Below are 13,170 nucleotides of genomic sequence, written 5' to 3'. Positions count from 1 at the left end.
GTCATTCCGGTGAAAACCCGGCATGTCCCCCTAAATCTTCGTCAGTACCTGAAGAGGGACATTTTACTATGACCAGCATCATCACCAACAACTCCGCTACGGTCGCCCTTCAGACCCTGCGTTCGATCAACAGCGACCTCGAGACGACCAATAACCGCGTCTCGACCGGCAAGAAGATCAACGACGCGTCTGACAGCGCCAGCTACTGGACGATCGCCACGACCCTCACTTCCGACAACAGCGCGCTCAAGGGCGTGACGGAAGCGATGGCCCTGGACAGCAATGCGGTGACGACGGCCTCGAAGGGTGTTTCCCAGGTCATCACCGACCTCAACACCATCAAGACCGCCCTGGCCTCTGCTCTTTCTGCGAACGCCGACCGTGGCGCCCTGCAGAAGAACATCTCTGCCGCTCTCACCAACATCCAGACCGCCGCCACCAGCTCCATCTCGGGCTCGGCCGGCGACAACTGGCTGTCGGTGGACTCCAGCGACACCACCAGCTTCACTGAGAACAAGTCTCTGCTCGCGTCCTTCTCGCGCAGCGGCGACACGGTGAGCGTGACCACGACCACGATCGACACCGGTGAGTTCCGTCTGTTCGACGCCAACACCGCTGGTGGTGGCTCGACCTCGACCATCACCTCGAAGGTCGGTACGATCGTCAGCAATGCTGCGATCGCCGCCAACACCACTTCCGGCCAGAACGCCGTGACTGTGGCGGTGGGCGCTGGCGCGAACGTCCGTGGCTTCATGGATACCCAGTACGACGTGACCTACACCCAGACGGGCGGCACCGGAACCACCACGGTCTCCGGCAAGTCCCTGATGGATCTGGACATCTCGTCTCTGACGGACAATGACACCGACCTGATCCAGGCCTACCTGAAGGTGGTGGACTCGACCATTTCGGCGGTGACCGCCGGTGGCGCGACCCTCGGTGCCAACCAGTCTCGTCTGCAGTCTCAGCAGAACTTCGCCAACAGCCTGATCGACCTCAACAAGTCCTCGATCGGCACGCTGGTGGATGCGGACATGGAAGAAGAGTCGACCCGCCTGAAGGCCCTGCAGACCCAGCAGTCGCTGGCGATCCAGTCGCTCTCCATCGCGAACAGCTCGTCTTCCAACGTGCTGCAGCTCTTCCGCTGATGTGAAGGCCGCCGCGCCCAACCCTCCTGGGCGCGGCAGCTTCATAAATTCCGGAGCTCCTTTTGGGGCAATCTGGATACCTGCCATTCAATCCCCCGAATGGTTTTTTATGGCCGCGCCTCGTTTCGAGCGCGGCCTTTTTCTTTTCGGCGCAGCCGATTTCCGGGCGGGCCGCAGCGGGCACGCCAGGCGCATTATCAGCAGAAGTTCAGTCGGTTGGCGGCCAGCGCTGGTGTCGCCGCTGTTATCGCGCAGCCCTGCAACGCCCAGGCAAGTTTGACAACCGACATTGATGCTCGGCGCATGGTCGGAGCCTCCGGGCTTCGCGTGCACGATCCTCAGATATGCCGTCGCGCCGGAGCCCCGCGCGGGACGGGAGCGGAAGTGGACGAGATCGGCGGATGATCGGCCAGAAGCAGCTCGAACTCCTGTGGCAGAACCTGCGCGACCTCGGCGCGCGCCGGCTGATCGCCTTGGGCGTCATCGGCCTCACGGTCGTGGGCACCATCGCGGTGGGCGTCTACTACCTCGGCCAGCCGGAGCGCGAGCCGCTCTATGCCAATCTCACGCGCGAGGACGTGAACCGCATCGGCAGCGCCCTGAAGGACGCGAGCATTCCATTCGACGTGAACGCGGACGGCACCACGGTGATGGTCAGCCACGCCGACACCGCCAAGGCGCGCATGCTGCTGGCCGTGAAGGGCCTGCCGCAGAGCGGCAATACGGGCTACGAACTGTTCAACGACGTCCGCTCCTTTGGCCTCACCTCCTTCATGCAGGAAGTGACGCGGGTACGCGCGCTCGAGGGCGAGCTCGCCCGTACCATCCAGACCATGAAGGGAATCAAGGCCGCGCGCGTGCATATCGTGCTTCCCGACCGCGCCGCCTTCCGTCGGGATCAGCAGCAGGCGTCGGCCTCGGTGGTGATCCGCACCGAGAATGCAGAGGATGCGTCCACCGCTCAGGCCATTCGACGCCTGGTGGCGGCGGCCGTCCCTGGGCTCCGTCTCGACGACGTCACCGTTCTCAACACCGAAGGCGCGGTGCTTTCCTCCCCCGAAGACGGAGCCAATGCCGCAACCGGCCGCAAGGCCGCATTGCAGCAGCAGGTGAACCGCGAGACAGAGGAAAAGATCCGCCGCACCCTCACGCCTTATCTCGGCATGGGCAATTTCGAGGTGAGCGTGTCGTCCCGCCTGGACACCGACCGCGTGACGACCCAGGAGACCATCTTCGATCCGCAATCCCGCGTGGAGCGCTCGGTTCGCGTGGTGAAGGAGCTGGGCGAGAGCCAGAACCGCACCAAGCAGCCCACCACCACGGTGCAGCAGAACATTCCGAACAACCAGCCGACGACCCAGCCCACCACCGACGCGAACGAGAGCTCTTCGCGCCGCGAGGAACTGACGAACTTCGAGGTCTCCAGCCGTACCGTCCAGACCGTCCGCGACGCCTATGTGGTGAAGGGCCTCTCCATCGCCGTGCTGGTCAATCGTGATCGCCTTGCGCCGCCGGCCGGCCCCAACGGCGAGGCGATCCCGGTGGAACAGCAGATCTACGAAGTCGAGCAGCTCGTCGCTTCTGCGGCCGGCTACGACAAAGATCGCGGCGACAAGCTGAAGGTTGCAGCGGTGAATTTCGCCGATGGCGGCCACGCTCTGGAGCCGGTGCCGCCCCTTCCCTGGACCGAGCTGCTGCTGCGGCAGGCGGGAACGATGATCAACGCCCTCACCATCCTGGCCGTGGCCGCCCTTCTCATCTGGTTCGGCCTGCGGCCCGCCGTGCGCGCCATCCTCTCCCGCCCCCACGACGAGGTGGAGCAGGAGGTGGCCGACATCGAGACCGCCATGCTCGCGGCAGAGTCTGTGCCCGCGGTGACCGGCCCCGGCGGCACGCCGGCCATCGCGGCGCCGCCGACCGCTCCGGCGCTCGAGGCGGGCGCCGACGAGCCCGTCAACCTTATCGGCGACCTCACCAGCCGCAAGAATCGCTCGCCGCAGAAGCGTCTCGAACAGATCGTCGAGTATGACGAGGATCAGGCGGTTGCCATCCTGCGGCAGTGGCTGCACCAGGAGGCCCGGTCCTGACCATGCAGACGCTGTCACGCTACCTGCCTCATTTCACTCCGGACGGCGGGCAGCGGTCTGCGGGCCGCGACGGACAAGGGCATCGGGCGCGCTCGGGTGCCGAGGCCCTGCTCCAGGGCGCGGCTCAGGCTGCCGCTCCCCCGCCACCCACCTTCACCCAGGAAGAAGTCGGCCTCGCCGTCTCGCAGGCCGTTCGCGAGGCGGTGACCAAGGCGAGGGCGGAGCTGGCCGCGAGCGAAGCTGCCCGGCAGGAGGATGCCGAGCGCTTCGAAGCCACGCTGCGAGATCGTCTCGCCACCGCCCGCGCGGAATGGGCGGAGGCGGAGGGCGACCGCATGGCGGCCGCCATGGGTGAAGCATTCCAGGCCATGGAGACGCGGATCTGCGACGTGCTGGGGCGCATTCTCACCCCCTTCGCCAGCGAGGCGATGCGGGCGCGGGCGCTGGATGACGCACGGCACGCCATCGCCGCGCTCATCAGTCAGCCGACGCTCCCGGACAGCCCCCTGCCCGTCATCACGGTGCGCGGTCCGGCAGACCTGCTTGCGGTCCTGAAGGATCGCCTGGGCGATCCGGAAGGTGTCACCTTCAACCCCGGGCCGGGTGCGGAGATCGAGGTGACCTGCGCCGACACCCTCATCGAGACCCGTCTCGGCGCCTGGGTTCAGCGGCTCGCCACGGCTCAGGCTCAGGCCGAGGAGGCCGGCGCCCATGGCTGACAAGAAGGACCATGGTGAGCTCATCATCATCAAGCGTCACGAGGAAGAGGAGCACGAGCACCACAACACCGCGTGGAAGGTGGCGCACGCCGACTTCATGACCGCGATGATGGCCTTCTTCCTCATCATGTGGCTCATCAACGTCACCGACAGCGAGACGCGCAAGGCGATCGCGAACTACTTCAACCCGGTGGACCTCGCCGCCAGCATCAGCGATGTGAAGGGCGTCAACGATCCCAAGGACGATTCGGACAAGGGCACCTCGGCCGAGGGCAAGCAGCCCTCCGCTTTGAAGAACAGCGTGGGCCACGACACCGGCGCCGGCGACGACCGGCAGCAGGGTGACAAGGAACGCGCGGCCTTTCAGGACCCTTACGCGGTGCTCAAGCAGCTCGCCCACGATTCAGACCCGAGCGTGGGCGGCCCACCGCCGCCCGCCTCCGGAAACTTGGGCTCGCCGGGCACTGGCGCCGGCGACGTCACGCGCGATCCGTTCGACCCCACCTACTGGAAGGCCTCCGCCGCCGCCCAGCAGACGCGCGCGCAGCAGGCCGAAGCAGCGCGGCAGGCTGCGGCCGCCGCCGGTCGCACCGGTACGGGGCCCGATGCCAAGGACGCCGGCGCCGCCCGTGGCGGCGACAAGGCCGCCCAGCAGGCCGCAGCGAAGGACAATGCCGCCAACGCTCTCGAGGGCGAGCTGAAGAGCACCCTTGCCGGTGCGGTCAATGGCCCACACGCCCCCAACCTCAGCGTGAAAGCCACGCCCGAAGGGCTCGTGATCGACCTGACCGACGACATCGACTACTCCATGTTCCCCGTAGGCTCGGCCATTCCCGACGGGCGTCTGGTACGCGCCATGGAGCAGATCGCCCACGCCCTGCAAAAGCGGCCGGGACAGGTGACCATCCGCGGCCATACGGATGGGCGTCCCTTCCGCTCCGAGACCTACGACAACTGGCGGCTGTCCTCTGCTCGCGCGCACATGGCGCTCTACATGCTCGTGCGCGGCGGCTTCGACGAGAAGCGCGTCGTCAAGATCGAAGGTGTGGCGGATCGCGACCTGAAGAATGGGGACGATCCTAACGCGCCGCAGAACCGGCGCATCGAGATCCTGCTGCGGGCGCCCGCATCATGAAGCGAGGGCCGTCCCTTCCCGCCGTGTTGCTGGCGTCGCTGCTGGCTTTGAGCCTGACGGCTCCGGCCGCACGCGCGCAGGCTGGAGACCCCTGGCTCGGCATGCGCGTGGGAGGGGATGTGCCTGCGGAACAGCAGGCGCCGGCGGACGCTCAGCCCACGGCCCGGCCGCGCCCGCCAAACCCGCCGCCCCCGGCGGTGATGCCACCACAGTCCGAGCCGCCAGCGGCGGCCAATCGCCCCGCGCAGCGCCCCGCTAACGCGCAGCCCGCGCCGGCGGCGGAGACTCAGCCCGCTGCCCGGCCGCGGCCGCCGGCGCTGCCCCGCCCCGCCGCGCTGCCGCCCGAGCCGCCTGCGGCCACCAATCGCCCCGCGCCGCGGCCCGCCAGCGCGCAGCCCGCGGCGGGTGAGGCACCGCAGGCGAGCGTGCCACTGCCGCCGCGCCGTCCCGCCATGGAGCCGCCGGCAACCGCCGCTGCGGCGCCTCCGCCGCCGGCGGCTTCGCGTCCCCTGCCTCCGCGCGCGGACACACCAGCTGCCGTGCCGCCTCCGGTGGCAGCCCGGCCGATCGCACCGAGCAGGCCGATGGCCCCGCCTGACATCGCAACAGCTGCGCCGGTGCCGGTCCCCGTGCCCGTTCCGGTGGTGATCACCCCGCCGGCTCCCGCAGCCGCGACCGGTCCCACCCCCCCCGCCGCTGAGCCCCCTGTCGTGCGCACGCAGAGCGAGGCAGCCCCCCCGCCCGATGGACCGCCCGCAGCGGCAAGCCCGGAGCCCGTTCCCGCCCCTGTGGCACAGGTTCCCGCGCCACAGACGGTGCCAGTGCCTGCGGCGCCCGCCGCTGCCCCGGTGGCCGATGCGCCGGGTCCGGAGCGCCCCGTTGTCGCGGGTGAAAAGACCCCTGCCGCGGCACCCAGCCCGGCGGCATCCGCATCGGCGGTCGCCGCGCCGGCGCCACCCCTGTCGACGCCGCAGACCACGGTCGCTCCAGAGGTCCCCAGCGCCCCGCCTGCCCCGCGCGCGCAGGCGGCCGCGCCGGCCGCCGAGAGCGGTGGACTCCAGCCGGTGCAGATGGTGCACCGGCTCCAGCGCCTTCAGGACAGTATCGCCGCGGGTTCCCTGGAAGGTGTCTCGACACAGCGGGCCCTCATCGCGGAGATGGACCAGACGTTCGCCGCGGCCGATTCCTCCCTCTGGCAGGACCCCGCCAACGCCCGCGCGCTGGTGAGCTATTTCCTCAGCGGCGGCTCGCCCTCGGTGCTGCGCGCCATCATCACGCGTGAGCCGCGACCCGCCATCGACGAGAAGCTTCTGCTCGGCACCCTGCTCTATGTGGAGGGACGCGAGGACGCTGCCCTGCGCGAGCTGGGCGAGGTGGACGCGCGCAAGCTGCCCAATATGCTCGGGGCGCAGATCGCTCTCGCCCAGGCGACGCTGACCGTGCGCCAGGACCCCCGCAAGGCCTCCGAGCTGCTGGACCTCGCCCGCCTGCTGGCGCCGGGCACCCTGGTGGAGGAAGCTGCTCTGCGCCGCGAGATTCTGGTCGCGGCCCAGGCCGGCGACATGGCCGGCTTCGAGCGCCTCTCGCGGCACTATCTCTATCGCTTCAACCGCTCGGCCTACGCGGACAATTTCCGCCAGCGGTTCGCCAGCGCCATGGCCCACATGCAGAATGCCGATGGCGCGGAGGGACTGGACCGCTTGAAGGATCTGCTTGCCGTGCTCGACGACGAGGGCAAGCGCGAGATGTATTTGCTGGTGGCGCGAGCGGCGCTGATGGAGGGCAAGACCGCCCTCGCGGCCGGCGCCGCCCAGCGCGCCCGCGAACTCGCCGCGACCGCCAGCCGCGACGCGGAGAGGGCGCAGGTATATCTCAGCGCCGCCCAGGCGGTGATGCCCGATCGCTTCCAGGCGGCATCCGACGCGTTGAAGAGGGTGGACCGCAACCGCCTCGATGCCTCCGACACGGCGCTGGTAGATGCCGCCCTCGCCACCGCCAATACCCTGCGCCAGGCAGACCAAGTGCCCCCTCCCGACCGGCGGGGCCCGGCACCGGTCGCCGCTGCTCCCGATGAGATCAAGACGTCGCCGGCCGTGTCTCGCGCCCGCGAGGCCCTGACCAAGATCGACGCGCTACTGAAGGCCGCGCCCCGATGACCACTTCCATCGACACCTCCTTCACCTCGGCGGCCACCACCGGCTCCGCCATCGGCGGTTCCGATCACGGGAAGGCGCGTGCCGGCGCCGGCCAGTTCGACGACATCTTCTCGGACGTGGCCCAGCAATCCGCCGAAGAGGCCAAGACCGCCGGAGAAGACGGAAAGGCCGAGGAAAAGAGCGGCAAGAGCATCTCCGCGCGCGATGCCGCCGCCTTCGGCCGCCTGCTGCAACGCTGGGACAACGGCGAGGAGACCGTGGCCACCTCCGCGGAGCAAGGCGCGGAGCAGCAGGGCGCCGCGGACGCGGAAGCCGCAGCACGAAACCCCACGGCGCAGGGCAAGGCCGTAAAAGGACGCGGCGAGCAGCAATCCGCAGCCACGCTTCCGCCGGCAACCGAGGCTGCGGCGCAGGACGAGACGGCGCCGGATGCGTCGGACACTGGCACGCCTGCTTCGACCGCCGAACAGATGAAAGTGCGGATGGCACCCGACACGCGCGCGGCCAAGGACACGCGGGACGCCAGCGCACAAACGGACAACGCCGATCCACAGGCGGACGGCGCCGAGCGCACCGATGGGACGCGGCGGACGGACAGCCTTGCTTCCGACCAGCAAGGGACTGACCGCCCCGACAAGGGGAAGGGCCCCAAGGCCGCGGTTGCGGCCGAGCCCCAGCCCACCGCGACCGTAGACGCATCGGGCGCGACAACGACCGCGCTGGCGAGCCTTGCGGGCGCGGCCCTGCCCCAGCTCCAGCAGACCGCGGCCAGAGGCAAGGCGCAGGGCGGCGACAGCGAACAGCCCTCCGGCAGCAGCCAGAGCACCGATGGCGCCGCCGATGCCCGGCCGGCATCAGGTGAGGGCGACGATCAGGTCAACCACATCAAGGTGAGCGTGACCCGGCGCGAGACCCATTTCGCGCCGGTCCTCGACCTGAACCAGCAGCATGCCGCCGCGACGGCAGACATGAAGGCCTCCACGCGCGCTGCCGCCGCCGAGGAGTTCGCACAGGCGCAGGCGGAGACTGAAGCGAAGGCCTCCGGCAGCGGCAAGGCCGCCGTTGGTGAGAAGTCGGCTCAGGCCGGCGCCACCACGGCCGGTGCGGCGGGCGCCTCCGCCACCACGGCCGCAAACGGCCTTTCCGGCCTCACCAGCCTGCCCTTCACGACCGCTGCCCAGGTGAGCCGCGCCATTACCGAGGAAGCCGCGCGCATGCGCAGCGGCGAGCCCGCCGGGCCGCAGACCACCACCCAGGGGCCCGTGCGCATCCTTGAAATGACGGTGACGCCCGAGAGCCTCGGCCGGGTGACAATCCAGATGCGCCTTACCGCCAACGGCCTGGAAGTGCGGGTGCGCGCCAGCGAGGCCGCCACCGCGCAGATGCTCGCCCAGGACCATGACGCCCTGGTGCGCATCATCGAGCGCAGCGGCACCAAGGTGGACAATCTCGACATCGTGAAATCCATCGCCAGCCCGGTGGAAGCCTCAGTGCGGCCGGCATGGTCGGCGCCGCAGTCCTCGGGCTCCAGCGGGGAGCAGGACGGCCAGCAACGTCGCGAACAGGGGAGAAATGAAGGAAATTCAGGCAGGGGCAATCAAAATGACGATGCGCAATCTCGCTCTCGGCATTCTTCTGACTCTGCTGACGACTGAGGTCGCCGGCGCCACCACGCCCTTCGGCACCATCCCCATGCGGGAGGTCCCGCCGCCTGCGAAGGCCGCGCCCCCGCAGGCGCCGAAGGACGCCCCGAAGGATGCCGGCAAGGCCGCGGGCGCACCGGCGGCGAAGCCCCAGAAGGCCGTCCGCAAGGGCGGGCCGCCGAACATCTGCGAGCGCGAGCTGGCCCGCGCCTCGAAGAAATACAATGTCCCCCTGGAAATCCTCTATGCGGTGGGCCTCACCGAGAGCGGCTATGCCGGGTTCCTTCAGCCCTATACGCTCTATATCGAGGGCAAGGACTACATCTCCAACAATCTCCAGGACGCACTGAAGCTGTTCCGGGAGGCTTATGGGCGCGGCGTGCAGCTCATCGACATCGGCTGCATGCAGGTGAACTATTACTGGCACAAGGACGAGTTCAACTCCCTGGAGGAGATCTTCAACCCGCGCCTCAACGTGGAGCAGGCGGCCCGCTTCCTCCAGGAGCTGAAGAAGCGGCACGGAAGCTGGACCATGGCCCTCGCCCGCTACAATGCCGGCCCGAAGAACACCGTCGGCCAGCACCGCTATGTCTGCCGGGTAATGAAGAACCTCGTGGAGGCGGGGGTAGGTGAGTGGACCGGCAGCGCCAAGTCCTTCTGCGACAACCCGCCTCCGGCGCCGGCCGCGACCACGCAGCCCGCCCCGGGCGCCCAGGCGGAAGCCGCTGCCGGCCAGGACGTGGCACCCGCCCTGATCGCCCCCGCGCGAATGGGGGCCGAGGACCCCACGCCTGCGGAGCCCGCACCCGCCCCGGCTGTCCAGCCCCCCGCGCCCCCATCCCCGGCGGCCATCAGCGCCACCTCCCTTCACTGATGGCATGAACCCGCCGGGGCTTCCCGCCCGCTGAGGCCCTGCCGGCACCGGCTCTGCGGCCGGAGGCAGGCGACCCGCGGTCCGCCTTCCGAGGCCCGCACGACAGCCGCGCGACAAGCGCGGCGTTTCGTCCGGAATACGCCATCGGTGGCGGCGGCCCCTTGCGAACATCCGGAACGATTTCCGCGCGCATCGGTTCGCGGCAATGGCTCCAGGTCATTGAGGCTACGCATTTTCTTCACGCGAGCCGGTATCCACCTCGCTTGAAAATGCTCTTGAAACGCGGCCGTTCGCATCGCGCCCCGTCGCGCGCCAGCCGGGTGCGCCCGGCCGGCCTTGGACAGTTTGTCCACTCGCCCCGCCACATGATGCGGCGCGAGAACGCGCCATGGTTCGCTTCAATCATGCGCCGGACATCCCGGTCCCGGACATCGCGCCCGACCATACGCCCCACGCGACCCTTCCCCGCCGCCTCAGCGGCCGGCCCCGCGCGCAGCGCCGCGCCCACGGGCCGCGCGCGGCGGCGATCCACACGGCGAGCGGAGGCCCGAAGCGGCATCCTTTCGCCCTTTCCCGCGTCGTCGCCCGGCGCGCCTGGCACCGCAAGGAGGCGGGATTCGCCCGATAGACCTCATGACCCTCGATGTACTCGACCTGTCGCGGCTCCAGTTCGCGACGACCGCGCTCTACCATTTCCTGTTCGTGCCCCTCACCCTCGGCCTTTCCGTGCTGCTCGCCATCATGGAGACCGTCTACGTCATGACCGGCCGCACCATCTGGCGGCAGATGACGAAGTTCTGGGGCACGCTGTTCGGCATCAATTTCGTGGTCGGCGTCGCCACCGGCCTCGTGATGGAGTTCCAGTTCGGCATGAACTGGAGCTATTACTCCCTCTACGTGGGAGACATCTTCGGTGCGCCGCTGGCCATCGAGGGGCTGATGGCCTTCTTCCTGGAGGCGACCTTCGTCGGCCTGTTCTTCTTCGGCTGGGACAAGCTCTCCAAGGTCGGCCACCTCGCCGCCACCTGGTGCGTGGCCATCGGCTCCAACCTGTCGGCGCTGTGGATCCTGGTCGCCAACGGCTGGATGCAGAACCCCGTGGGCGCGGTCTTCAATCCGCAGACCATGCGCATGGAGGTGGCGAACTTCTTCGACGTGGTGATGAACCCGGTGGCCCAGGCCAAGTTCGTGCATACTGTCTCGGCGGGCTATGTCACCGCGTCCATCTTCGTGCTCGGCGTCTCCGCCTGGTACCTACTGAAGGGCCGGCACACGGACCTCGCCAAGCGCTCCATGACGGTGGCCGCCTCCTTCGGCCTCGCCGCCTCCCTCTCGGTGGTGGTGCTGGGTGACGAGAGCGGCTACCTCGCCACCGAGCACCAGAAGATGAAGCTCGCGGCCATCGAGGCCATGTGGGAGACGGAGCCGGCGCCCGCCGCCTTCACCCTGTTCGGCTTCCCGAGCCAGAATGACCGCGAGACCCATTTCGCGGTGCGCGTTCCGTGGGCGCTGGGCCTCATCGCCACCCGCTCGCTCGACACGCAGATCCCCGGCATCGAGGAGCTGGTGGTCCGCGCCGAGGGCCGCATCCAGAACGGCATCAAGGCGTTCGACGCCCTGCAGGCGATCCGCGCCGCCGGCGGCACCGCCGCCATCCCGCCCGCCGCCAAGCAGGTGTTCGAGGAGCACGGCCACGACCTCGGCTACGCACTGCTGCTGAAGCGCTACGTGGACGATCCGCGCCAGGCCACCGCCGAACAGATCAAGCAGGCGGCCTGGGACACGGTGCCGAGCGTTCCCACCCTGTTCTGGTCGTTCCGCATCATGGTGGGGCTCGGCTTCTTCTTCATCCTGTTCCTCGGCACCTTCTTCGTGCTCTCCGCCCGCCGGATGCTGGACCGCTACCCGCTGCTGCTGAAGCTCGCGGTGGTGGCGATCCCGCTGCCCTGGCTCGCGGCGGAGCTCGGCTGGGTGGTGGCCGAGGTGGGGCGCCAGCCCTGGAACATCGAGGGCGTGCTGCCCACGGTGGCCGGTGTCTCCAGCCTCGGCGCCTCCACGGTGCTCGCGACCCTCGCCGGCTTCGTGACCATCTACACCGTGCTGTTCATCATCGAGATGAGCCTGATGGTCCGCGCCATCCGCAAGGGGCCGGAGCCGGACGAGGCGCCGGAAGCCGTGCTCATCCCCCATGCCTTCGCCGGTGCGGAGTAATCCCATGGTCCTTCACACTCTCATCGACTACGACACGCTCCGCGTCATCTGGTGGCTGCTGCTCGGCGTGCTGCTCATCGGCTTCGCGCTGATGGACGGGTTCGACCTCGGCACCGGAATGCTCCTGCCCTTCGTCGCGCGGACGAATACCGAGCGGCGGGTGGTCATCAACGCGGTGGGGCCGGTCTGGGAAGGCAACCAAGTGTGGCTGATCCTCGGCGGCGGCGCCATCTTCGCCGCCTGGCCGGCGCTCTATGCGGTGTCCTTCTCCGGCTTCTACCTCGCCATGTTCACGATCCTGTTCGCGCTGATCCTGCGGCCCGTGGGCTTCAAGTATCGCTCGAAGCGGGAGAGCGCGGCGTGGCGCGCGGCGTGGGACTGGGCGCTGTTCATCGGCGGCTTCGTGCCGGCGCTGGTGATGGGCGTGGCGGTGGGCAACGTGCTCCAGGGCGTGCCCTTCCACTTCAACGGCGAGCTGCGCATCTTCTATGACGGTACCACGCTGTTCGAGCTGCTGAACCCCTACGGCATCCTCGCCGGGCTCGTCTCGGTCGCCATGCTGGTCATGCACGGCGCCGCATGGCTGGTGCTGAAGACCGAGGGGCCGGTGGCCGCGCGCGCCCGCGCCGCCGGCTCCGTGGCCGCCCTCGTCACCATCGCCCTGTTCGTGCTCGGCGGCGTGTGGCTCTATGCCGGCATCGACGGCTACCGCATCACCAGCGCGTTCGTGGTCGACGGCCCCTCGAACCCCCTGGCCAAGACGGTGGAAGTGGCCCCGCGCATCTGGTTCGCCAACTATGCGGCCCATCCGTGGATGATGGCGGGGCCGGCGCTGGGCATCGCCGGGGCGGCGCTCGCCTTCGTGCTGTTCCGCGCGCGGTCCGAGGTCGGCGCGCTGCTCATGAGCGCGCTGTCCATCTTCGGCATCATCTCGACGGTGGGGCTCTCCATGTTCCCCATCATCCTGCCCTCTACCGTGGACCCGCGCTCCAGCCTCACCGTGTGGGACTCCTCCTCCAGCCACATGACGCTGTTCATCATGCTGGTGGTGGCGCTGGTGTTCGTGCCCCTGGTCGTCGCCTACACGAGCTTCGTCTACCGGGTGCTGTGGGGAAAGGTGGAGGAGCGCTCCATCACCGATGGTTCCGGCCACGCCTATTAAGGGGCGGCCGCTCCAGAGCTTGAATCCGACGCGTC

Annotated in this window: 9 protein-coding genes; all 9 read left to right on the top strand. The window is 69.0% G+C overall.

Features of this window, described 5'->3' with window-relative positions; all coding sequences use genetic code 11:
* Window positions 1–68 precede the first annotated feature (68 nt).
* The 9 genes from V5F61_RS00745 (at window position 69) to cydB (ending at window position 13,135) form a co-directional block, all read left to right on the top strand.
* Window positions 69–1,148, top strand: a complete 1,080-nt coding sequence (locus V5F61_RS00745) for a flagellin (protein WP_393986964.1) — start codon at window positions 69–71, stop codon at window positions 1,146–1,148.
* A 401-nt stretch (window positions 1,149–1,549) separates the two neighbouring features.
* Window positions 1,550–3,235, top strand: a complete 1,686-nt coding sequence (gene fliF, locus V5F61_RS00740) for a flagellar basal-body MS-ring/collar protein FliF (RefSeq protein ID WP_393986963.1) — start codon at window positions 1,550–1,552, stop codon at window positions 3,233–3,235.
* A gap of 2 nt (window positions 3,236–3,237) precedes the next feature.
* On the top strand, window positions 3,238–3,954 hold the full coding sequence (locus V5F61_RS00735; RefSeq protein ID WP_393986962.1) for a hypothetical protein: 717 nt from the start codon (window positions 3,238–3,240) through the stop codon (window positions 3,952–3,954).
* A complete protein-coding gene (locus tag V5F61_RS00730) occupies window positions 3,947–5,089 on the top strand; it encodes a flagellar motor protein MotB (RefSeq protein ID WP_393986961.1) in 1,143 nt (380 codons plus the stop codon). The genes V5F61_RS00735 and V5F61_RS00730 overlap by 8 nt, the downstream gene beginning before the upstream one ends.
* Window positions 5,090–6,153: 1,064 nt before the next feature.
* A complete protein-coding gene (locus tag V5F61_RS00725; protein WP_393986960.1) occupies window positions 6,154–7,245 on the top strand; it encodes a chemotaxis protein MotC in 1,092 nt (363 codons plus the stop codon).
* Window positions 7,242–8,900, top strand: a complete 1,659-nt coding sequence (locus V5F61_RS00720) for a flagellar hook-length control protein FliK (RefSeq protein WP_393986959.1) — start codon at window positions 7,242–7,244, stop codon at window positions 8,898–8,900. Before V5F61_RS00725 ends, V5F61_RS00720 begins: the two co-directional genes overlap by 4 nt.
* Window positions 8,848–9,762, top strand: a complete 915-nt coding sequence (locus V5F61_RS00715) for a lytic transglycosylase domain-containing protein (RefSeq protein WP_393986958.1) — start codon at window positions 8,848–8,850, stop codon at window positions 9,760–9,762. The genes V5F61_RS00720 and V5F61_RS00715 overlap by 53 nt, the downstream gene beginning before the upstream one ends.
* Window positions 9,763–10,395: 633 nt before the next feature.
* Entirely contained in the window at window positions 10,396–11,973 is a 1,578-nt protein-coding gene (locus tag V5F61_RS00710; protein ID WP_393986957.1) for a cytochrome ubiquinol oxidase subunit I, read from the top strand.
* 4 nt (window positions 11,974–11,977) lie between these two features.
* Window positions 11,978–13,135 carry a cytochrome d ubiquinol oxidase subunit II gene (gene cydB / locus V5F61_RS00705; RefSeq protein WP_393986956.1) on the top strand — a complete coding sequence of 386 codons (1,158 nt, stop codon included), beginning with the start codon at window positions 11,978–11,980 and terminating at the stop codon, window positions 13,133–13,135.
* Window positions 13,136–13,170: the final 35 nt, after the last annotated feature.

The sequence above is a fragment of the Xanthobacter sediminis genome (assembly GCF_043195015.1).
Lineage (GTDB): Bacteria > Pseudomonadota > Alphaproteobacteria > Rhizobiales > Xanthobacteraceae > Xanthobacter.
The sequence above is the reverse complement of the archived record's forward strand: the minus strand, read 5'-3'. Positions and strand labels throughout refer to the sequence as shown.

What these genes read in the sequence shown, in the direction of transcription:
- V5F61_RS00745 (WP_393986964.1), top strand. Translation starts at nt 69, where the DNA reads ATGACCAGCATCATCACCAACAACTCCGCTACGGTCGCCCTTCAGACC.
- V5F61_RS00720 (WP_393986959.1), top strand. Translation starts at nt 7,242, where the DNA reads ATGACCACTTCCATCGACACCTCCTTCACCTCGGCGGCCACCACCGGC.
- V5F61_RS00710 (WP_393986957.1), top strand. Translation starts at nt 10,396, where the DNA reads ATGACCCTCGATGTACTCGACCTGTCGCGGCTCCAGTTCGCGACGACC.
- V5F61_RS00715 (WP_393986958.1), top strand. Translation starts at nt 8,848, where the DNA reads ATGACGATGCGCAATCTCGCTCTCGGCATTCTTCTGACTCTGCTGACG.
- fliF (WP_393986963.1), top strand. Translation starts at nt 1,550, where the DNA reads ATGATCGGCCAGAAGCAGCTCGAACTCCTGTGGCAGAACCTGCGCGAC.
- V5F61_RS00735 (WP_393986962.1), top strand. Translation starts at nt 3,238, where the DNA reads ATGCAGACGCTGTCACGCTACCTGCCTCATTTCACTCCGGACGGCGGG.
- cydB (WP_393986956.1), top strand. Translation starts at nt 11,978, where the DNA reads ATGGTCCTTCACACTCTCATCGACTACGACACGCTCCGCGTCATCTGG.
- V5F61_RS00730 (WP_393986961.1), top strand. Translation starts at nt 3,947, where the DNA reads ATGGCTGACAAGAAGGACCATGGTGAGCTCATCATCATCAAGCGTCAC.